The sequence below is a fragment of the Gracilibacillus thailandensis genome (genome assembly GCF_010994055.1).
GTDB classification, from domain to species: domain Bacteria; phylum Bacillota; class Bacilli; order Bacillales; family Amphibacillaceae; genus Gracilibacillus; species Gracilibacillus lacisalsi.
In genome coordinates this window covers 18,920-40,934 of sequence record NZ_WJID01000056.1, presented here as the reverse complement: position 1 = coordinate 40,934, position 22,015 = coordinate 18,920, and the positions used below count along the sequence as shown (strand labels likewise).

The following is a 22,015-nucleotide window of genomic DNA, read 5'->3' as shown; positions in this document are numbered from 1 at the left end:
TACTTAATTGACTGTTTAGTACCATTTTGACTTTATACAAGTTATTTTTGGTACTTAAATTAAAGGCATATTGATTCCCAAAAGAGTCATGTCAGAAAGCGAAATGGTCAGCGCAGGTGTTGACTTGCACTAGCTAGCTATCTACCAAAGGGCAACTCCATTTGAATGACTTTGACTCTAAAGTTTGTGCACATGCCCGCCACACTATAAAAGCCTGGGAGAATGAATCTCCCAGGCTTTTATCCTTCCGTGTCACAGTAGTTACTGTGTGTTTTCTCTCGGACCAGTCCAACATTTGTTGCGGAACCCTAGAAAACAATTACGATATGCTATTGTTAATTATTGTACCATCTTTCGATTTCTTTTTCTAACAATTACTAATAACCCAATTCCCAACCCTAACAATACTCCACTAGCTAACAACCAATTAAAAATATTAGTTGCAGTATCAGGCAAACCAACACCGCCACTTGATTTTTCATCAGAAGTTGCAACTTGGTCTTGTTCATCATCTGCAGTAGCTAAAACACCATAAGTTGAGAAGTGATCAACTGTTGTAGTTACGACACCATCGCTTACCTCACCACCAATAAGCTCCCAGCTATTAGTTGCTTCGTTGTAATAATAAATTGCAACATTTTCCGCATTATCATCATGCCTCATGATTAATTGAAATTCACCAGTATAATCTTTAAAACCTTCAGGGAAAGTAAATTCGAAGGTATATACATCACCTGCAACTTGAAGATCCCCTAAGTTTTGAGGTTCTGCTTGTTTAACAACTAAAGTCGTTCCTTCCGGTAAGTCGCTCGGTAAAATCACTTTAGTTGGTGAATCAGCAATAGCAATTATCATATCTGCAGCTACTTCTATTTCTTCACCTAATTCAACTTTCATTTCTTTCGTGTTATTACTTGACTCATTGTTATCTTTATTCTCATCTTCTGGGGTTTCTGTTCCTTCGCCATCTTGTTCAGATCCATTTCCAGGTGATTTATCATCATCTTCTGGCTTTTCTGGTTTTTTACCAGGCTTTTCATCAGACCCATCACCTGGCTCTTTATCTGAATCCTCATCTGGATCTTTACCTGGTTCTTCTATCGGTTCTAACGCATATGGATCCCAACCTTTTAATACGTTTTGTACGGTCCAGTCAGCAGCCTCTTCATCTGTTAATTGACGACGTGAATCATTGATTACTGCTCCTGGCCCTTCATTTTTATACTCATATAAACGTGCATCTTCAGGTTGTAAGCCGCTCATTGAGGTCCAGCCTTCAGGTTTGATATGCGCACCAAGTTTATTTTCCATGATGACAACACTTCCAATTGCATCCGGATTACCACCAGCTGGCCATGGTCTACCTAAATAAACAGTTTCTGCAGGTGCATCACTCGTAAATTTACTGTCGATAAATAACATACCGTATTCTTCTGAAATTAACGTACTGGCTGCGGTCACATAACCATTATTAGAGTCAGAGCCTCGATCCAATGAATGAATAACAGAATCTTCAATGACAATACTTGCTGCTCCAAAAATGAAGTCAACATCCCCTTCGATATAGACATCCCCATAATACTGCGTACCGGAATGTGCATATAACGTATCTTGATTACCGATAAAACGGACATCATTGAAATATTGACGATCACCACTGGCATAAACTGCTACAGCTTGTTTCCCTTCAACATCAGCACTTTCATCAAAGGAATTTTCCAAAGTTAGATTTTCGATACGAAGATCATCTGCCCGTAAATAGACACTAGCACTGCCACTTGTTCCAAGTGTTCCACCTACACCATTGTCACGACCAGCATAATTATCATACGTAATGATCGTATCGTTTTTACTTTCACCTAATAAAGTAATAAAAGGTTTATTCGTTGGAATCGTGACTACTTCTTTGTACGTACCATCTTTAATAAAAATGGTTACAGGATTACGATTGTTTTCCGGAACAGCATCAATTGCAGCTTGAACAGTCTCGTAATCTCCTGATCCGTCCTGTGCGACAACTAAATGACTTTCGATCTCATTCATTTGCTTTGTTTGTCCTTCCAATACTTTAATATCACCTTGTACTAATGTCCTGCCATTTACATCAACAGAGTCGGTAGCTGTTACTTGAACAAATACTTTATCCGTATAATCTCCTGTCGTTTGCATGATTTCCAACAGTTGAGTCGCCCAATGACCTCCCCAGGAGTAGCCGTCTCTTCTTTCTGCTTCTATTTCCATAATATCATGTTTAATCACACCGTCACGGCCAGAGAATATCGGTTTATTCGTACCGATTTCATAGAAACGGTACCAAGCAGTTGAATTCGAATCTTCTACAAAATATTCATTGTTCGGATCACCACTGACATATCTGGTGTTTTCCAATTTCACTTCATCAAACCATTCTAACGCTGCTAATACAGCTTCATTAATTTCCTCGGTCTGTGGTCTAGACAACAAATAACGAACAATCCCGACTGACTCTGATCCTGAAATGGAAGGATGCTCATAAGATCGAGCCCCTCTCGGTTCATAGGTATATGGATCATGCTGTGCACACCAAGCAGTTAGTTTACCATCCACTTCAATTTGCGCATTTAAAATATAATCAATTCCTAATTCAATTGACTCCTGTGATTTGATAACATACTCTTCACTGATCAGATCAGAATCAAATGGATAACGTTGTTCTGCAACTAAATCCAATAACTCTAATACATTAATCATTGCTTCATCATTGAAGGTTACATAGTCAGAATAGTTGCCCCTTTCAGGGTAAACCTGTGCAAAGCCACCTGTTTCGTACTGGAGCTTGAATAAGAAATCTAAACCTTTTTCAATACTTTCTTTATATCTAGGATCTTTCGTTTCTTGATATACTTCTGCTAAATATTGCAACTCTGAAATGGTTGCATCATTATCAATTGTACCTAACTCAACACCATCATTGACCCACTCTGAGCGTGATTCTTTACCATCCCAAGGACGGGTGTAGATATGTGGCCAGTTTTTCGTCCATCCGCCGTGATCCATTTGCCATGTTAATAGATTATCTGCTTCTTCTACAGCCGTATCTAAATCTCCAGAGAATCTTGTTTCTTCAAATTCGACTGGATACTCACCATACTCGTTCCATTCGTCTAAACTATGCATCACAATAACTGTTTGACCAAATTGGTTAGTAGCCGTTGCCGCCTTGTCTATATTTAAATTTGTAAATCCTGGTGCTAAGAGTTCCCACCTTCTCGTCGGAGCTACTACCTCCAGATCTGTTGGTGTAAATTCTTCAAAGTAACCATTTAATGTAACAACAAGTAAATGGTTCGATACAGCATGTACACCTGCAATATCAACCGTTTCACTTTCATTTTCTGCTTCTAGTAAAGCAACTAAATCTCTTGCTTCACCCCATGTTACTTGTTCACTTTCAGCCTCCGCAGTTTGATCAGAAACTGCCTCTATAATTTGTATTGCTTCATCACCAGTAATTGTCTCATTTGGACTTACCTTCCCATCACTTACTAAGTGATCTGCATAGCCTAATGCTTCAGCAGTTTCAAGCACAAAGGAATACCACTTTTCAGTTGACGTTTCCCAAACCGTTTTCTTCTCAGTCAGGCCTTTGAACTGTTCCTCATGCACATAGCCTAAAGCTTGATTCACTAAAGAGAAAAATTCAATTCTTGTAATCGCTTCTTCATTCGACGGAACTTCATCAGCTACGATGCCTAATTCTTTCAATTTTTTCAATTCGACACCACTAACCACTTCTTCGAGTTCAGCATGATCCATTTCAATCGGGCGATCATTACCTGCATCAGATTTATTATGCACACGCAGGTGGTCAATATTTGCTCCACCACTTGGACCTACTCCGGTAGCTCGAATGGTATTGTCACCAGCTGCAAGCTGAGCTTTCGTAGATGTATACTCCCAGTTCGCCCAATCACCAGTCGGGTCAAAAGCAAGTTCTTCTTCTACTACTTCACCATTCACTTGAATTTCTGCTGGACGCTGATCTGTACCACCATGACCATAACGGAAGTCCAAGAAATACTCTCCCTCCGCTGGAACATGGACTGTCCATTCCACCCAGCTTCCAGGAGCATTAGGGCTGTAATCGATAAAACCATCTCCGGTAAATCCAGCATGTTTATTATCAATTATCACCGTGCCTTCTTCTAATTCCGCCTCTTCTGCTTCATAAATTTCATCATACTCCATTAACACGCTTAAATGATCAATGTTCGCTCCACCACTTGAACCAACTCCAGTTGCGCGAATAACATTCTCACCTTCTGTTAATGTAGCTTTTGTGGTGGTATATTCCCAGGTTGTCCAATCACCTGTTGGGTCAAAAGCTAGCTCTTCTTCTACTACTTCATCATTCACCTTAATTTCAGCAGGACGAAGATCTGTACCACCATGTGCATAACGGAAATCCAATGTATACTCTCCATCTGCAGGCACATCTACTACCCATTCGATCCAGCCACCTGGAGCATTCGGAACATAGTCAACAAAGCCTGTACCAGTAAAACCAGGGTGCTTGTTATCAATAATCGCATCATTTAAATTTGCATCTTCCGCTTCATAAATATTTCCAGCAACAGGTTCTGATGGTTCTTCTGGTTGCTGCGGCTCTTCTTCCTCCGGTTCTTGATAAAGATTACCTGAGATTTTTAAGTCGTCAACATAGTGTCCATCTGTTCCACTATTAGGAGTGAAACTCTCCACAAAATTAACTTTTTCTGCCGGTTGATTAAGCTCCGCTTCTTCATGCACTAGTTCATCATCAATATAAACATTGGCATGCTGAGCGTCTAAATCAATTTCAACTTTTACTTTATACCATGTTTCTTCTTCTACTTCTACTAACGGATGATATTGATCACCTGTGCGATACGTAATAGACCCATCTTTTGTTTCAATTATTACCGGTGTACTATTACCTTTAATTCTCATCACTTTGGTTGAACTAGTATAGTTTGGCTGCATAAATAACATTTCAAATGTCGCTACACCGCCAAGATCCTCCACCGATTTACTTAAAATAACATTTGTGTCGTCACTAGTATCATCAAGGAATACACTCTTATTCTCTTCAGACGGCACATCGACTACCGTTACGGTTCCCCCACCTTCGGATACATCAACATTTGTAGGAACCTCACCTGTTACATCCTCATTGAAATCTGTTTCAAAAACAAAATCAGCTTCCGGTGTTTCCGGTGGCAGTTCTACTTCTTCTACTTGTGAAATACGAAGATCATCAATATAATGGCCCAATGCTTTACTTCCAGGAGTAAAGGATTCTATATAATTGATTTTCGATGCATCCTCGTAAAAGGCTGCCCCTTCTACTTTTAACTCATCATTGATAGAAACATCAACTGTTTTTTCTATTAAATCTACTTCAACTTTTAGGTCGTACCATTCATTTTCTTGCACCTCTACTAAATTCTGATAGGAATCATCACTATTTCGGTAACCAATATGGCCATCATTTGTTTCAATAATGACGGAGGTACCGTCACCTTTAAGGCGCATGACTTTTGATGAACTTGTATAAGTTGGTTGCATAAATTTCATCTCGATCGTTACCTGATTATCCAAGTCATCCAATGATTTAGAGATTAATACATCATCACTCTCACTTGTGTCATTCAGGTATACACTTTTATTTTCTGCATCAGGTAACGCCTCAACGGTGACTTCTCCACCAGCTGCAGATACATCTAAATTCGCCGGTTCTGCACCTGTTTCTTCATCATTGAAATCATCCTCAAAAATAACAACGTTGTTAAAATCAGACTCAGCTTTTACCAACATGACTGGCATTGTAGAAAATACGGTCGTAAACATTAACATAAAAATTAGGAATACATTAATTGCTTTTTTACCATTCATCCATGAATCTCCCTTCTCTTAAATAGTAGCATGACATGTAGTACAGGAAATTACGTTTCCCCCCCCTTCCCTGTTATACTTGGTTACGAAATTGCTTAGGAGTGACTTGCTGATATTTCTTAAAGCATCTAATAAAGTTAGATGCTGTTGAAAAACCGATTCGGGATGCTATTTCTGCAATAGGTATGTTTGTTTCTTTCAGTAATTTCTTCGCTTCATACATTCTTCTTTGTAATATATATTGATGAATCGTCATACCAAACTCTTTTTTAAAAAAGTGACACAAATAATATTTATTAAAGTGTAACTTATCGGCAAGATCTTCTAATTGCCAATTGGTATTCCATAAACTGTTTATTTCTTTTAAAATCCTTTCTTGAGTACGAACTGGATTTGACGCTGATAGTTGAAAAATTCGATCCTTTGAAGTCTGTATTGATCGACTGAAAAAGAGCAATAATTCTGATACATAAAGAATTAATGCATGTTGATGTTGCCAATTATTCGGGGACATAGCTTCTTGTAATAGTTGACGAATAATATGCTGGAAATTTTCATAGCCTCGTTCCTCTATTTGCAAAAAGAAATGTGGTGTAGGTTGTTGATTTAATAGGCGTTTAAATGCTTGAAAGATTGGCTGCTCATAGCAAAACAAATCATCCTGAAACATGATCATGACGCGATCATATGCCTGATTATTTGGCAAGTTCACTTTATGCAGCTTCTCACTGTTAAACAAAAGAACATGACCTCTCTTCAAATGAAAGACGCTTTCTTCAAAAATAAACTGCGCTTCTCCATTTCTCACCCATACAATTTCATAACCGCGATGGGAGTGGAAGTCTTGTGGTGTCTGGTTATCCACCTTATGTTGGATGGTGAATGTTGTTGGCACTTCCTCTTGTTTTTGTACGGTTTCTAGTTTCTCTATTAACACCCTTTCACCTCCGTAATATTAGAAAACGTTTTCATTTTGTATTATAGCATAAATATTACCTATTCCAATAACGAAATATTGTTGAAAAAATATTCCGAGATTGCTATTGGTGAAAGAGACTTGGACTAAAGATTAATTAAAAAGTAAAAATCCGAACATGAATGTCTGAGAACATATCCCGCTTCGGCAAAACACTTCTCACAGTGGATCTTCATCTCGTGCTATTTCCACAGGAGACTACGTATTTTGCCTACGCTAGGTTTAGATTTGTTCGGATTCTCGTTCTTCCTGTTTTAGTTATGTTCCAGCTTCTTCTGTTGATAGATTGCATCTTTCTGTCTTTGCAAATACCAATGGTGAAAGGTTTTAGCAAAATCTAGCGGTACATCATTGATCGTTTCAATTCTCGTCGGTGTAGAACGATTCATCGTCGAAATAGAAGCGAGCTGGAAAATCCTCTGTAGCATCGATTGCGAATAACTCATTTCGATGACCCGTCTCCTTTTCGTAATAAACATTCTACTAGTTAAGCCGCCATGCCACCATTGCAATTGATCATCTGAGATCGAATACTTCGTATGGAGATAATCTAGTATTCTATTCACGATAACGATCAGCAATAACAACAGTGACAATAGCCACCACGCTGCATCCATTTGAAAAATAGTTGGTTTGAAATAAATGAGTCCAGCAGTTACCACTATCCAGAACCAACTCGGTTTTAATAATTTCATATATAAAGAAGACTTTGTTAATCGATTCATAGATTCCTCTACATAGTAATCCGGTAATAGAGCTTCCATTAATTGATAAGCTCGATTAATCGGCAGAAACGGATATAACGAATTTACACTTACGGCATTACCTTCTGATTGAGGACTGGCAGAACTGATCAACTTCACTTCCGCTAATCCGAAAATACGTTTAAGTAGAGTTTGTTCGATTTCTAAACCTTGTATTTTCTGTTTTTCTATTGCAAATTGTGTCTCATCTAATAGACCTCTCTCAATATAAATATGAGTAGCACTAGATGAAATACGGTATTTCCCATAACGTGAAAATGTTCTGACAATACCGATAATTATTGCAATCACAACGGCAACGACACTTAACATAATAATTAACCATCTGCTATCAATAATTTGATAGAATATACCTTGATAATGATCTGAATCAGGTAATAGTGGCCCAATAATATCATACAATCCCATTACGATCGGTATGATCGCTAAAAAACTGAGAGAAGTAAAGCTAGCTTTTAGTAAATCCTGATGGGTAGGCTCAAAATGTATGACATGATCTGTTTCCACTTTCTTTTCAGTTGCATTCACTTCTTCTTCATGTTGAGCTTGTTCTTGTTGTTTGTTTTCCTGCTTAGGCAGTTGTTCTTCTTCAATATTGGCTAATTCTAACAAAAAGGTTGCATGTTGTTTCGACACCACTTCAAAGGCAATTGTATCATCTTCGCCATCCATCGCGGTTTCAAATGTAAGGGAAGTCAGATTAAATAGTTTGTGAAAAAGCGTAGTATGTCTTGTTACATTTTGAATTTTTGAAAAAGGAATCGTGCTTGTATGTTTGATAAAAAGACCTTTTTTGAGCTGAAAGGTATGATTATCCCACTCATACGTTTCTACAAACCAACTTACCACAATATAGATCAACCGTAATAAAACACCGGCAATAAACAGATAACGACCATATTCGAACAACCAAAAGTCAGAATTGCTTTTCACAACAAACAAGAGAATCCCTAGTATTAAACTATTTTTTATTAATTGATAAATTCGATATAAAATAGTTAAAGGATGATATCTCATCATTCATCCACTTCCTTTAAGTTAGCAAATTCAGCTATCCTAGCACGTAATTCTAATGCCACATGTTCTTCTAAGGCAGGAATAACGTGTGAAGACCCCATTGTCTCGACTTTTATCGAACGCAGTTGATACCCCCGCATAATAGGCCCTTGACTGGTAGATACTGATTGAATTTTAGACATAGGAACGGTAACCCATTCTTTTGTGAACACACCATAGCTTAATTGAAGATAGTCATTACTGATCTGATAACGCCAACTTCGATAGAGATAATGAGGCTCAATGAACGACCAGATTGTACCAACAACTAGAAATAGCAGAACAGCTATCAAGATCCAATTAGCCCATATGGGCCAGTCAAAGTAATTATCTAACCAGAATAATACTGCCAGCACGATAAAGCCAATGATATTACCAATCGTTTCAGATATGATTCTAGCTTTAGGAAACTTTGATGATAATTGATGTTCTAATTCATTCATACTGCAACATCCTTTGTTTTTGTTTTCGGTTTCGACTTGAACGAAAGATAAACTACTAGTTTCATCAACCTTTCTAGTGGACCTTGTGTAAAGCGGTCCATATACCATTTACTACAAAACACTTGTAGTATGTATATAGCAATCCCTAGAAAAATAGCAAACCATACTCCTAAACGGGCAAATAATCCTATCCCATACCCATAAAAAATAAAAGTACAGATCACCGTCTGTAAGATATAATTAGTCAGTGATAGTTTCCCGACTTGCTCAAACGCATATACAATCACACTCTTTTGACAAGTGATATACAAATAGGCAAACAGGAAAATGTACCCGATAGCCAAAATATTGCCACCGACATCACTAAAAGCAATCGTTTCTGAGAAATACGGGATAAGCTTCAGCAGTAACCCAATCGGTATTAGCCAGAAAAATGCCTGTTTATATTTATTTTTATTTTTTTCGGTTTGATGGAGCCATTCTTTTTTGCCAGCATAAATACCAAGTAAAAAGATTGGTAAAAAAACTACCGGTGTTAGTATTAAAATGAGCAATGCCTCAATTTCTCCAATTTCTAACGGATCTTCATTATTGCGATGATGTTGTATTTCCTGGTAAGTACCAGTTTGATAAATGGTTAATGTTTCTTCTAAGTAATGGTTAATAGTTGTGTCACTATAAAGTGCATATTCTTCTTCTGACCCCCAAGGAATATTCATCAATAACAGCAGTCCAAAAAGAATCACAAACCAAATGAAAATGGTCTTAGCCTTTCGCTTTACAAAAAATAATAGGAAGAGGCCTATTAAACCGTAAGATAATAAAATATCGCCTTCCCATAAATAATAACTGTGCAAATAGCCAAATGCTATCAACATCAAAAATCTTCTGAATAAATACCTTTTTACCGGTAATCCCCTGTCTTCTAATTTGTTCGTCATCAAAACCAGTGAATAGCCAAAAATAAAAGCAAAAATAGGCATAAATGACCCTTCAATAAAAAGATGAGTAGCGTGATAACCTAGCATATCCATTGATGACAAATTAAAAAAGGTAATTTCATCTTTTCCAAAAATGCCGTATTGGAAGATTAGTAGATTGGCTAGTAAAATTCCAAACAAACTAAAACCTCTTATTGCATCAATGAGTGAAATCCTCTGTGTTCGAACCATTCCTGTAGCTCCTTTGCATCTAAATCCATAATTTTCTATTTCACTATAACGGATTAATTATGTAATTTCAATATTTTTTTATTGTTTTTCGATAAATTTTTGTTGTATAATAAAGTCAGACGATGATCAACAGGGGGTTAAAAACCCGTACTGAAGCTTGAAGTGATAGGTTTTAAGACGGTTAGCACCGTGGTAAATGAGACTTCCTGTTAGTTGAGGAGAGTATATAATGAATACAAAAACTTTATTTAAAGTAACATACTTGATATGCCGAACTTTATTCTTTCTAATTATACCTATTGGATTATTCAGTTTTCTATATCATATGGCATTTTTAATTTTTCCGAATTCCAGCTTTGCTGAATCCTTTGGCGAGTTCGAACCGACTATTAGCTATTTAGCGATCGAATTCGAAACACAGCCCGATATTTTTATCAACACCGACATAAAAATTTTATCTTTTATTTGCGAAGTAAGTTTATTTATACTTGTATTAGGTATTTTACGAATCGTTGATAAACTTTTTAAAAATATTTATAAAGAGAGTTTGTTTATGATGGAAAATGTCAAACTCTTTTATATGATAGGCATATTCATTCTCAGCTTTGGGACTATTTTCTTTTATACAGAAGGTCTTATCTTTGACAAAACCATTGAAGCGTTACATATTACCAATGCTTCCATTGGATTTAGCAATCTGTCTTATATCGATACCATTTTCACTGGTATTGCTTGTCTGTTAATAGGGGCTGCATTGAAGGTTGCTGTAAAAGCAGTAGAAGAGAACAAATATACAATTTAAAGTGGGCGATTCGATGATTAGAATAAAATTAGATGTGATGATGGCAGAACGAAAAATGTCTTTAAATGAATTATCCGAAAAAGTCGGCATCACTCCAGCAAACCTATCGATTCTAAAAAATGAAAAAGGAAAAGCAATTCGTTTCAGCACTTTGGATGCTTTATGCAAAGCACTAGATTGTCAGCCGGGTGATTTAATCGAATATATAGAAGAGTAGTGCTTTGTGCTAGATAAAAGGCATCACTTTACTCCCGTATGGGATTTGACTCTTAAATTTGCTGTTGGCACTAATCGTTACTCAATAGCTTGAAGAATGTAGGAAAAACTTAACAAAATTTTCTCAGTCCTTATCCCTAGATTTGCGATTGTTTTAGTAGTCATTTTGAAATATATCAATCACTTAACCGCCCTCCGGCTGCCCACTTTCCTTTCCGTGGGGTTTGTCCTTCAGCTAACTTTTTCGAGCCAAAACCGCTCGAAAAAGTGGATCTTCAGGTCAAACAATTCCCACAGGAGTGGAAGTAGGCGGCCTTCGCTTTATACATGTGCTACAACATTTGTCAGATCAGGCAATTTGAGTTGTTATTCCTGTGAAAGTCAAGATAATGGCATAGGAAATTACTAATAAGTTAGAAAACCCAATATCCTTTTTCTATTATTCATTGTAGTACAAGAATAGCGAAGGAGACCGTTTCGACTCCTTTAGCGTTAGCATGCTCTTGGAAAGCGAAACTGTCAGCCGTAGCGGTTGACTTGTACTAGCTAGCTTTCAAAATGGCTACTCCATATGTATAGCTATTCTTGCTTCTTAAAATATACGTGATAAATCACCTTTTCCTAGACAACAAAAAATCGTCATGATCTTTTCAATCATGACGATTTTGGTTTATTTAATCATTGGAGATTTTTCTTTTCTGTTGTCTGATAACAACAATGGCCATTCCTATTAACAACAAACAACCACCTATAAGCAAGAATGTATACATATTCGTTGCTGTATCAGGTAACTTATTGTTGCTCTTTTCTTCCTTAGACGATGAAGTGGATTGTTCTTGGTCTTCTTGATCCTCTTCGTCAGAAGTTGAAGGATTATTATCTTTCTTTTGTCCATTTGAAACATTTTCACTTCCATTCGGATCTTGTTCTTCCTCAGCTAAAGCAGTTGAATCTAGTACAGTAAATATACTGAAATGATCTGTCTCAGCAGAGATCCAATTATCATGCAGTGTTCCACCGACTTGATCCCACTCTCCATCTTCCTCATTCCAATGATAAACAGAAGCAGCTTCATTTGTTTCAGCTAATTGAAAGGATAGTGTCACTGGTACATCAAAGTTAGAAACTACTTGATCACCTTGTGTAAATTCAAGCTGATAAATGTCGGTTAGGGCGTGTTCACCATCTTCGAATTTAGCCTGATCTAATGTTTCAATCAACAAAGAAAGAGGTGCTTCATCAGTAAATGATCCAGCATTAAACGATACAATAATGTCTTCTCGTTCTATAGTAACGGTAATATCCTTATCCTTTAATTGCTGTAGTTGCTCCTTTGTAAAGCTAATGTCACTCACTTCTCCATGATCCTCAGGAAAAACAAGATTCAACCTAGCCTGTTCATCTAAATTAGCAATATCCGTTTCAACAATAAAGCTGTTATCAGATAGTTGCAATTGTTCACTCACGGTAGCAAATAGTCTCTTCACAAACAGTGTATAAGTTGAAATAGATCCATCTTCTGCAATAACTTCTACATTTATTTCATTGTTTCCTTCAGCTAGTGTAATTGATTCCGCTGGATCTTCTCCATTGACAAGCACATAAGCATCATCTGATTGTGTCATAGCTGATAATTGGATTTCATCTACTTCGTTTGGAACTTCCAATTGATATTCCATTTGTTCTGGTGAAAATGAAGGATTTAACTCACCTGCATCTACCATTAATTCACTTAATAAAGAATTAGAAGACTGCCCTAATTCATAAGCTGCAATCGTACCACTCACTTCATGAGCAGCTAATAAAATTGGCTTTTCCGTTGGGCTATCGTCTGCCTGAATAAATGTTAAACCTTCTGGTGCAACATCACCACTTGCTGGTGTTACATCTACATCAAGTCCTTGAAACACGCGAGAAGTAAAATAACTATCAAAACTTGGCGAAGTTGGATTGCTCATATCATATACCATGATACCGCCTTGTCGCTCTAGCCCTGTAAAAGCGTAAGTCTTTCCATTTACTTCTCCAGATATCACGCTTTCTGGTTCTATCCCTTTATCATCACTTCTTGTTTCAAATGTGTCTTCATCATTATTACTATTAAAATACTCTGGTTCGATTTCTGCAATTAATTCTTCAAACTCTGAACCACTGTCATAAACTAATTCTAATGTTTCTGCATCCCATACAGAGAAAGAACGTCCGCCATAACCATAGATAGCTTCATACTTTCCGTCATCATTAGTCGGATGGGAAGTCGAAGTCTTCAATCGGCCTAGTTGCTCATCATCAAATAGACCTTCCTCGACCATTTTGTCCAATTCTTCTTGATTATACCCTTGAAAAAGATCTGCATTTAATTGATAATCATCGACCAATTTCTTTACACGCTCTTCCTCTGAGAAACCATCCCAATCTTGGGCGTCTCCTTCATTAGCTGTTAATAAATAGTTTTTACCATTAATTTCTACGATATCCATTCCATCCGGTTGATAGAGTGATAATACCGGCCAATTACGGATATTGATCTCATCATCTTTATCTGATGCATCTAATTTGTTTTCAGGTAAAGAATAGTCCTTATAACCTAAACTTTTCACTGTAAGAAATTCACCTGTTTGGATATCCAATTTTGCAATCGCATTTGCTTCCTGCAAGACAACATAACCAAATTGGCTTGTTCCATCTACTACAATGTACTCAGGCTCCAAATCTTCTGCATAAGTACTGTCAGGATGTACTTTTCTGACATCTTCCTCTATTATCTCGTCTGAAAAAGTTGCCGTCTTCACTGATAAATCGTTACCTTCATTTACGCCATTAGAAACATCAATAATCGATACTGAACCTTCCGGATTTACAGAGTAATCTTCACTTGGCTCACCTTCATTTGCTACTAATACATGATTGCCATCAGGTGTAATCGTAACCATATCCGGTAAAGCACCGACTTCAACTGTTGTTAATACATCACCCGCTGTTGACATAAAAACAACATGTCCATTTTCCACTTTATTCGCAGCTGGGACAGACACAGCGATAAAACTGCTATCTGGGGCAATGGTTACACTTGTTAAGTCACCAGCGTCAACCCCAAAATCACTGAGCTGAATTCGTTTCTCTAACTCGATTTCAGTTTGACCATCGGCAAATCCCGATAAATCAATAATATCTAGCGTTTTTTCATATCCATTCACAGAGTAGGCTAAATATGTATTCGGATCATATGCAACGATTTCTGTACCGCCTTCATCAATTGGAGCTCCACTGGTATAACGACCTAGCAATTTCACATCCAATGAGTCTTCACTTTCTGAATAATAGGTAACTTCTGAAGAGGCAGCTGTCATGATGGGATTTACTGATAGAAGAAAAGAAATAAATAAAATAGCAATCGCAAATTTCTTCATCATTCCACTCCTTTTTCCATATTCTTCTGCCATTCTACTTCTCTACCATTAATTGAATATGTTAATAGTGTTAATAGTTTGTAAACTTTATCATTGTCTCCATCGATGTCTCCTTTTTACATGAAAATAGCACTTATTTTTGATGTATTCGCCAAAAAACTGATGTGATAGATTTATATATTAGAAAGCGCTTTCTAATATATTTGGGGAGGGATTGATATTGAAGAAAAAGTTCACCTTAACTTTGCTTACCTTTGTTATACTGCTTAGTATTACTTCCATCACTACATTCGCAGAAGAAACCCCCACCGAAGAAATCAATATCCAAACATATGCCGAAAACATGCAGCCGGGTTGGAATCTTGGTAATACGTATGATGCTGTTGGTGAAGATGAAACAGCCTGGGGAAACCCTTATGTTACGAAAGAATTAATTGAAAAAATTGCAGATGAAGGCTTTAAAAGCATTCGCATTCCAATCACATTTGATCAACGAATGGCTGAAAGTGGCGACTATCAAATTAAGGAAGATTTTTTAGATCGAGTTGATCAGACGGTACAATGGGCGTTGGAAGAAGATTTATATGTGATGATTAATATTCATCATGATTCATGGATTTGGATAGAATCTGGAATGCAAGAAAACCATGATCAAACAGTAGAACGTTTTAATGCTATTTGGACACAGCTAGCAGAGCGTTTTAAAGATGAATCACCGAAATTAATGTTTGAAAGCATTAATGAACCTAGATTTTTGGGAACCGAGGAAGAGAGCCAGCAATATTTAGACGAATTAAATACTCACTTTTATCAAATTGTTAGAGATTCTGGTGGAAATAATGATATTCGACCATTAGTGTTACCCACTCTTGATACTGGATCAGAGCCAGAAAAAATTACTGCTTTATATGATTTTATCAACAGCTTAGAAGATCCCAATATTATTGCAACTGTTCACTATTACGGTTTTTGGCCGTTTAGTGTCAATATTGCTGGATATACACGTTTTGAACAAGATACAAAAGAGGATATCCACGCTACATTTGATCGAGTGCATGAGACCTTTACGGCGAACGGGATTCCAACAGTTATTGGTGAATATGGACTGCTTGGCTTTGACGTAGATACAGGTGTTATCCAACAAGGCGAAAAGATGAAATTCTTTGAATATATGCTTCACTATGCTCAGGAGAAAGACCTTGTTCACATGCTTTGGGATAATGGCCAACACTTAAAACGCGATACATTGGAATGGTCAGATCAACAATTTTTTAATATAGTACAAACAAGCTGGCATACTAGATCTGCAGTTCCCAACGATAACTTCATTTACTTAAAAGACTCAGAGGAAATCACAGATAGATCCATTACGTTTGAACTGCATGACAATGATTTTACAGAAGTTTATCTGGCTGATCAACAGTTAGAAGAAGGGATCGATTATCAAATCGAGGGAAATACGATCACTTTTTCTAAAGAATTATTGAGCTCCCTTGTAACGGAAAATGACTTTGGTACGGTTGCTACTTTAACTGTAACATTTAGTGGTGGTGTTGATTGGGATATTGATGTACGGGTCTATCAAACACCTGTATTGGAAGGAACAGAAGGAACAACATCCGAATTTCTGATTCCTACAAACTTTAATGGGGATCAATTAGCGACAATGGAAGCATATTATCAAGATGGATCTTTTGCAGGCCCACAGAATTGGACGGCATTTAAGGAATTTGGTTATGCTTTTGCCCCGGATTATCAAGAAGGATTTATCGAATTAAAGGATACTTTTTTTAATGAAGTAGAGGATGGAGAAGTTGATCTCACCTTCCATTTCTGGAGTGGTGAAACAGTAGACTATACGGTTGTCAAAAATGGGGAAAGTGTTACTTCTTTAGTAGAGGAAGAACCGGAGAAGGAGGAACCTGTCGAGGAGGATCCAGTTAAAGAAGAGACAGAGGATGACCGTACACAAGAAGAAGAAAGTGAAATAGGGGAAACACCTGTTGACGAAGAAAACGAATCAACCAATTCAACAGACGATTCCCATAAAAAAGAAACATCGACTGATTCTGATGAGGATGATACCAAATCAGAAGATACAGCTGATCCATATTTAGTATCAAACCATGAGGAAAACAATCGATTACCTGATACAGCTACTGCTCAATTTAATTATATGGGGATTGGCTTAGTCCTAGTATTAATCGGGATTGGCAGTTTAACTTGGTATCGTAAGCTAAAAGGAGCATAAATAGGAAAGGGCCTTAGCTATTTGGCAAAGGCCCTTTTTTATAAGATAAGAAAGTATAAATTTTGCGCAGATGTCTAGCTCCGAGCGCCCAGAAACTAGGCGACTTCACGAATCGCCCGACGATAAAGAAGACTTGCCGATTGGTGAAACCAGAGGCTTAGTCGCACTTATGCCTTTAGGTGAAAGTTATCATCGGTTCGTAAATTCACCGTGATTCCTTTATCTCAGTTAATTCTGAAGTCGCTACGTTTCTAATCGGGCGCTCTGCGCTTTTCTTACTATTTTGCATTCCGTTTTAAAACAATAAATAAAACAGCAATCATCACAATAAATAATAATGTAACTGTTAACGAGATCATTACTTCACCGGTGAAACCGAATATTAAATAGCCGATTCCTGCTGCTAAAGCACTGAGAAACGCATATGGCAATTGAGTAATAACATGATCCATGTGATTTGCCCCAGCACCGGTAGAGGATAGGATTGACGTATCAGATATTGGAGAACAGTGATCCCCAAAAACAGATCCTGCCAGCACCGCAGCCATTGCTGGAAGTACTAAATCAACATCATACTCGATAGCAATTTGTGCAGCAATCGGAAGCATAATACCAAACGTTCCCCATGATGTTCCAGTTGCCAATGCCATAAAACCAGCAATCACAAACAATAACAGTGCTAAAAAGTTCACGTTAAACGAATATTGCTGTACTAATTCAGCCAGATAACCACCAGTATCAATAGTCTCAATGATTGCTCCAATCATCCAGGCAAGAATTAAAATATAAATCGCTGGCATCATTGACATGGAACCATCTTTTATCACTTTCGCCACTGATAATTTAGTGCCATTTAAGAAAGTATACATGATCAGTCCAACGGCAACAGCACATAATCCACCGACAAAAAGGGATAGGTTTACATTCGTGTTTTCAAACATGGTTAAGATCGTTGCATTTCCTTCTGTCTCCAGATAGCCTGTATAAAGCATCGTCGCAACGGTAGCAACTACCAATACAATAATTGGGATTAATAAATGCATGATTTTTCCGTTTTCATTCACTACCGCATTCTCTCTCATATCGGCTGACATCGTTTGCTTTGCAGGGTCTACTACATGACCTGTTTCCACTGCTCTTTGCTCATGAGTTTTCATTGCTCCAATATCAATTTGAAAAATAGCGACTAAAAATACTAACAACATTGCTGCAAAAGCATACATATTTAACGGGATCATTTTAACAAATGCTTCTAACGGCTGGAATTCCGTCACTTCAGCTGCAACAAAAATGGAGCCTAGCGTCCCAATAATATAAGCGCCCCAACTTGAAATTGGTGTAATTACCGTGATGGGTGCAGAAGTAGAATCAATAAAATAGGCTAATTTTGCTCGGGATACCTTATATCGATCTGTTAATGGTCTCGAGACTTGTCCCACAGCTAAACTGTTAAAATAATCATCAATAAATATGAGAACACCAAGAAAAGATGGGACGAGTTGAGCACCACGTCTTGTTTTTACTTTTTGAATAGCCCATTCTCCGAAAGCTTTACTGCCACCGGAAGCTGTCATCACAACTGTCATAATCCCTAATAACAACAAAAATACAAGTAAATAAATACTTCCTAGATTCCAACCATCTTCTGTGTAGAAGATATCTCGAAATACGAGCCAGATTTGCTGAAGACTGTCTACGATATTAAATTCGTGAATAAGCAAAGCCCCAACAACAATTCCGGTTCCTAAAGACAACAATACTCGTCTTGTCGTTAATACTAGTATCAGCATCAAAACCGCCGGAATTAAAGAATATATTGTACCTTCCATAAACATTACCTCCACTATTACTATCCTGTCCATAAATTAAGACTTCTATCAGTGAGAGTTTTGGCCCCTCACTGATGATTAGCGAAACTAATCGAGGTGTTAGCGTCCATATCCCTCCCTAGCTTCATTGATAATCTTGGAATGGATTGGACAACACCGTGATAAAACACAGAAAAAACAGTAATAGAACAACGTCCATTACTGTTCCACTTCGAAATATATACTAAAATAGTGTACCAATTTTCAAAGCATCTGTCACTTATTTTTTTAAGAATGAAAGAAACGGAAATGCTGAATATATTTGGATGAATGAAGGTTTGTTTTTGTTACGGACAATTTTTGCTTGCTTTTCTTAAATTTGTTTATTAGATGCTTTCATATGGACAGTTTTTTCATTTTTGATCTAGCTTTGTCCACAAGATCTATTCTTACGGACACTCCTGACGTTTTTCCCTTACTGGTGTCCATTAGATTCAGTCTTACGGACAATTTCATCTGTTTTTCTGTTGTTTTGTCCGTAAGTTGATAGAGGACCTGGGGGGTATGAACAATTTTTCTGCAAACATTCATAAACATTTTGCAGGTGCACATATTAAAAAGGAAACATATCACGGGTTAATAACCGTGATCAATAAGCCATAAAAAGGAGTTGAATACTGTGCCAAAGAGGAAATATAACCTAAAAAATGTTAGAGCAAATACAGAACGTAATTTCTTAGCAACGAATACAACATTGCCGCAAAATAAAAATAAATCAAAATAATGCAAGCCTTCAAAATGTCATTTTCCTGAAATTACCAGTATATAAATTGCATATAGAAAGAGAAGACCGTATTCGGCTTAGCCTTCTCTTTCTTTTTCCATTATGGCATGTAATTTTTCGAGATAAAGCGATTTGTCAAAAGGTATAGATACTTGTTGCAGCAACCAACCCGATAATTGAATTACCCACCTGTTGCGTTCCGTCTGATGGTAACAGACAAAATCCGTCATTCGACTTCACGACTTTTGGAAAATTTGACAGGACCTAGCTTGGGAAGTTTGATCTTCCTATCAACAATTGCAATATTTCCGTTTGTGTGCTTTGTGTGCTTGGTTGTATAGATGAACAGGATCCTTTTTCGACTTAAAAAGTGGGGCGTTTTTTGTTTCTTGAAGAAACGATCAAAAATGTCGGAAGTTGAGAAGAACAAGCACTGTAAGACATTACTTTTCCAGTTTTCTTATAAGTATTATGCCATTCTGAAAGAAAGTGATGAAATACAAAACGAGCACAACCAATCGTCTATGCGATGAGAACTTCTTGTTCTTTATTTGGATAGAGACGGAAGTTATAGACTTTGTTGACTATCATGCATTTCACCTCCTATTGTGATATATACATATTTCACCAAATGCACCATGCTTTTAAACAAGCCGTAGTATCTTATTTTTTAAAACTTATTTATTCTATTTACTTAAATAACGGAACTGATGTAATCTGTACATCGTCTAACTAAATGAAAATAAAGGGGAGGATGCTATGCATGAAGAACAATTAACTGATCAGACCAACCAAGAGATATTAATAGATTTGATGGAAAAATACGGTGATATAGTGTTTCGTATAGCTTTTACATATGTAAAAGAAAAACACTTGGCTGAAGATCTAGCACAAGAAATATTTATTAAATGCTATCAATCACTAAATACATTTCAAAATCGATCTTCCTATTCAACTTGGTTGTATAGAATTACTGTAAATTACTGTAAAGATTATGTGAAGAGTAATTATTTCCGAAATCTGATTCCTCAACCATTTATCAAGCCCAAATATGAGCAAGTTGAAGATTCTGTAGTATCACAAATTTTAAAAAATGAGGAAAACGCACTTCTTTTTCATAAAGTCTTAAAACTTACGGTGAAGCTACGTGAAGTAATTATCTTTTATTATTATGAAGGTCTATCCATTGATGAGATTTCTAATATTTTAAAAGTAAAGCCTAACACTGTTAAAACTAGACTATACCGTGCTCGAAAAAACTTGAAAAGTCATATAGAAGGAGGAATGATTTTTGAAGAATAATTGGAGATATCCGGAAGAAGTACGAAAGTTAAGATTTACACACAACCACCAACAAAAAGTTTTGAATCGTATAAATGCTCCTATGAAAAAAGAGAATCACCATAATCTTTTTTATGGCTTAATAACTGCTGCAGTGATTTTATTCCTACTTGGTAGTAGTACATTTTTTGTCCCAAGTATGCAAAATGTTTTCGCGAAAATCCCTTATATTAGTAATTTCATCAAAGTGAAAGAATTGCGAGAGGAAGAAACAGAATATTTAATCGAACAGATAGGAAAAAGTTTAGAACCAATTTTAAAGAAACATTCCATGAGAATAGAAGCTTGGGAGTTTGATACTGACAAAAAACAAGTAAAGGTGGGAATCGCCGGTATTGAAAAAGATGATAAAAACCAATTAATTCTGCTGGAGAAACAACTGGAAGGAGTAGACATAAATAAGTATGAAATAACGATTGTAGCGCTTGATGAAGTACAAGAAATCCCAACTGAACCTAGTAATGAAGAGATTGAACAGTTTGAACGGCATAGTAACGAATTAACTAAAGATTTAACTAAACTCTTAAAGGAAGAAGATTATGAGTTAATGTATCCAATTGAAGTTAGAATAAACCATCAAGAAGGGGTCCATGTCACCGTTATTGTTCCTGATTCTGAAAAACGATTAGAAAAGTTAAAAGAAATAATTAATGAAAAGGCAAAAAAATATGGGGATGAGTATACACTAGATATTCGACAAGTACAAAAAAAAGCACGGGAGCAAGAAAAGCGCTGGGAAAAGACAAATGCAATTAGTAATATTGGTCAGGCTTTAGTAGAAGCTGATCAGTATCCTGTAACAGGTTATGCTTATTCATTTCATCCTTATCCACTTCAAATTATCGTGAAAACTTCACTAGAAGACAACGATCCTAAAGCTATACAAGTCGCAGAAGAAATCCGTTCAGAGATAGACTTATATATTGAGGAAAGTGAAGAGACTGAAACTATTCAAAATGATCATTACAACGTTATTGTCCGAGATAAAAATCAAAGGGAAATCCAATAGGCTTAGTTGAATTTGAAAGGTTGAAAAATAGAAGAGCCTAATTTCCAGAGGGAATTAGGCTTCTACAATT

Annotated in this window: 13 protein-coding genes, 1 pseudogene and 1 riboswitch; of the genes and pseudogenes, 5 read left to right on the top strand and 9 right to left on the bottom strand. The window is 36.8% G+C overall.

Annotated features, from left to right (window positions below):
* Positions 1 to 226: 226 nt before the first annotated feature.
* A riboswitch (guanidine-I (ykkC/yxkD leader) is annotated at positions 227 to 323 on the bottom strand.
* A 16-nt stretch (positions 324 to 339) separates the two neighbouring features.
* The 5 genes from pelA to GH715_RS15760 all read right to left on the bottom strand — a co-directional run bounded on the left by pelA (position 340) and on the right by GH715_RS15760 (position 10,324).
* Entirely contained in the window at positions 340 to 5,913 is a 5,574-nt protein-coding gene (gene pelA, locus GH715_RS15780; RefSeq protein WP_153836194.1) for a pectate lyase, read from the bottom strand.
* 73 nt (positions 5,914 to 5,986) lie between these two features.
* Entirely contained in the window at positions 5,987 to 6,850 is an 864-nt protein-coding gene (locus GH715_RS15775) for a helix-turn-helix transcriptional regulator (protein ID WP_153836193.1), read from the bottom strand.
* Positions 6,851 to 7,143: 293 nt separating this feature from the next.
* Complete coding sequence (locus tag GH715_RS15770; protein ID WP_153836192.1) at positions 7,144 to 8,673, bottom strand: PH domain-containing protein; 1,530 nt, start codon at positions 8,671 to 8,673, stop codon at positions 7,144 to 7,146.
* The gene (locus GH715_RS15765; RefSeq protein WP_153836191.1) at positions 8,670 to 9,152 is read right to left on the bottom strand and encodes a PH domain-containing protein; all 483 of its coding nucleotides are present in this window, start codon (positions 9,150 to 9,152) and stop codon (positions 8,670 to 8,672) included. Before GH715_RS15765 ends, GH715_RS15770 begins: the two co-directional genes overlap by 4 nt.
* Positions 9,149 to 10,324 (bottom strand): DUF418 domain-containing protein, encoded by a 1,176-nt coding sequence (locus GH715_RS15760; protein ID WP_153836190.1) that lies wholly within the window; start codon positions 10,322 to 10,324, stop codon positions 9,149 to 9,151. Before GH715_RS15760 ends, GH715_RS15765 begins: the two co-directional genes overlap by 4 nt.
* Positions 10,325 to 10,553: 229 nt before the next feature.
* Between GH715_RS15760 and GH715_RS15755 the strand changes: the two genes are divergently transcribed.
* Together GH715_RS15755 and GH715_RS15750 are read left to right on the top strand one after the other, a co-directional pair.
* Positions 10,554 to 11,126 carry a DUF2975 domain-containing protein gene (locus GH715_RS15755; protein WP_153836189.1) on the top strand — a complete coding sequence of 191 codons (573 nt, stop codon included), beginning with the start codon at positions 10,554 to 10,556 and terminating at the stop codon, positions 11,124 to 11,126.
* A gap of 13 nt (positions 11,127 to 11,139) precedes the next feature.
* Entirely contained in the window at positions 11,140 to 11,343 is a 204-nt protein-coding gene (locus tag GH715_RS15750) for a helix-turn-helix domain-containing protein (protein ID WP_018930369.1), read from the top strand.
* Between the two features lie 673 nt (positions 11,344 to 12,016).
* Here GH715_RS15750 and GH715_RS15745 read toward each other — a convergent pair.
* Positions 12,017 to 14,752 (bottom strand): choice-of-anchor I family protein, encoded by a 2,736-nt coding sequence (locus GH715_RS15745; protein ID WP_240469403.1) that lies wholly within the window; start codon positions 14,750 to 14,752, stop codon positions 12,017 to 12,019.
* Positions 14,753 to 14,972: 220 nt separating this feature from the next.
* On the opposite strand from GH715_RS15745, the gene GH715_RS15740 reads away from it, so the two are divergent.
* On the top strand, positions 14,973 to 17,003 hold the full coding sequence (locus GH715_RS15740; protein WP_153836187.1) for a cellulase family glycosylhydrolase: 2,031 nt from the start codon (positions 14,973 to 14,975) through the stop codon (positions 17,001 to 17,003).
* Between the two features lie 278 nt (positions 17,004 to 17,281).
* Here the strand turns inward: GH715_RS15740 and GH715_RS15735 are convergent, their stop codons facing one another.
* The 3 genes and pseudogenes from GH715_RS15735 to GH715_RS21610 all read right to left on the bottom strand — a co-directional run.
* Positions 17,282 to 18,832, bottom strand: coding sequence for a Na+/H+ antiporter NhaC family protein (locus tag GH715_RS15735; RefSeq protein ID WP_153836186.1), 1,551 nt, complete (start codon positions 18,830 to 18,832; stop codon positions 17,282 to 17,284).
* Between the two features lie 840 nt (positions 18,833 to 19,672).
* A complete protein-coding gene (locus GH715_RS15730; RefSeq protein WP_163578710.1) occupies positions 19,673 to 19,825 on the bottom strand; it encodes a hypothetical protein in 153 nt (50 codons plus the stop codon).
* Positions 19,825 to 20,186 (bottom strand): annotated as a pseudogene (locus GH715_RS21610) (helix-turn-helix domain-containing protein); the annotation flags it as partial. The gene GH715_RS15730 and the pseudogene GH715_RS21610, both read right to left, overlap by 1 nt.
* Positions 20,187 to 20,354: 168 nt before the next feature.
* Between GH715_RS21610 and GH715_RS15720 the strand changes: the two are divergent.
* Together GH715_RS15720 and GH715_RS15715 are read left to right on the top strand one after the other, a co-directional pair.
* Positions 20,355 to 20,897 carry a sigma-70 family RNA polymerase sigma factor gene (locus GH715_RS15720; protein WP_153836185.1) on the top strand — a complete coding sequence of 181 codons (543 nt, stop codon included), beginning with the start codon at positions 20,355 to 20,357 and terminating at the stop codon, positions 20,895 to 20,897.
* Positions 20,887 to 21,945, top strand: a complete 1,059-nt coding sequence (locus tag GH715_RS15715) for a DUF4030 domain-containing protein (RefSeq protein ID WP_153836184.1) — start codon at positions 20,887 to 20,889, stop codon at positions 21,943 to 21,945. The genes GH715_RS15720 and GH715_RS15715 overlap by 11 nt, the downstream gene beginning before the upstream one ends.
* Positions 21,946 to 22,015 lie beyond the last annotated feature (70 nt).

What these genes read in the sequence shown, in the direction of transcription:
- pelA (WP_153836194.1), bottom strand. Translation starts at nt 5,913, where the DNA reads ATGAATGGTAAAAAAGCAATTAATGTATTCCTAATTTTTATGTTAATG.
- GH715_RS15770 (WP_153836192.1), bottom strand. Translation starts at nt 8,673, where the DNA reads ATGATGAGATATCATCCTTTAACTATTTTATATCGAATTTATCAATTA.
- GH715_RS15765 (WP_153836191.1), bottom strand. Translation starts at nt 9,152, where the DNA reads ATGAATGAATTAGAACATCAATTATCATCAAAGTTTCCTAAAGCTAGA.
- GH715_RS15760 (WP_153836190.1), bottom strand. Translation starts at nt 10,324, where the DNA reads ATGGTTCGAACACAGAGGATTTCACTCATTGATGCAATAAGAGGTTTT.
- GH715_RS15755 (WP_153836189.1), top strand. Translation starts at nt 10,554, where the DNA reads ATGAATACAAAAACTTTATTTAAAGTAACATACTTGATATGCCGAACT.
- GH715_RS15750 (WP_018930369.1), top strand. Translation starts at nt 11,140, where the DNA reads ATGATTAGAATAAAATTAGATGTGATGATGGCAGAACGAAAAATGTCT.
- GH715_RS15745 (WP_240469403.1), bottom strand. Translation starts at nt 14,752, where the DNA reads ATGAAGAAATTTGCGATTGCTATTTTATTTATTTCTTTTCTTCTATCA.
- GH715_RS15735 (WP_153836186.1), bottom strand. Translation starts at nt 18,832, where the DNA reads ATGGAAGGTACAATATATTCTTTAATTCCGGCGGTTTTGATGCTGATA.
- GH715_RS15730 (WP_163578710.1), bottom strand. Translation starts at nt 19,825, where the DNA reads ATGACGGATTTTGTCTGTTACCATCAGACGGAACGCAACAGGTGGGTA.
- GH715_RS15720 (WP_153836185.1), top strand. Translation starts at nt 20,355, where the DNA reads ATGCATGAAGAACAATTAACTGATCAGACCAACCAAGAGATATTAATA.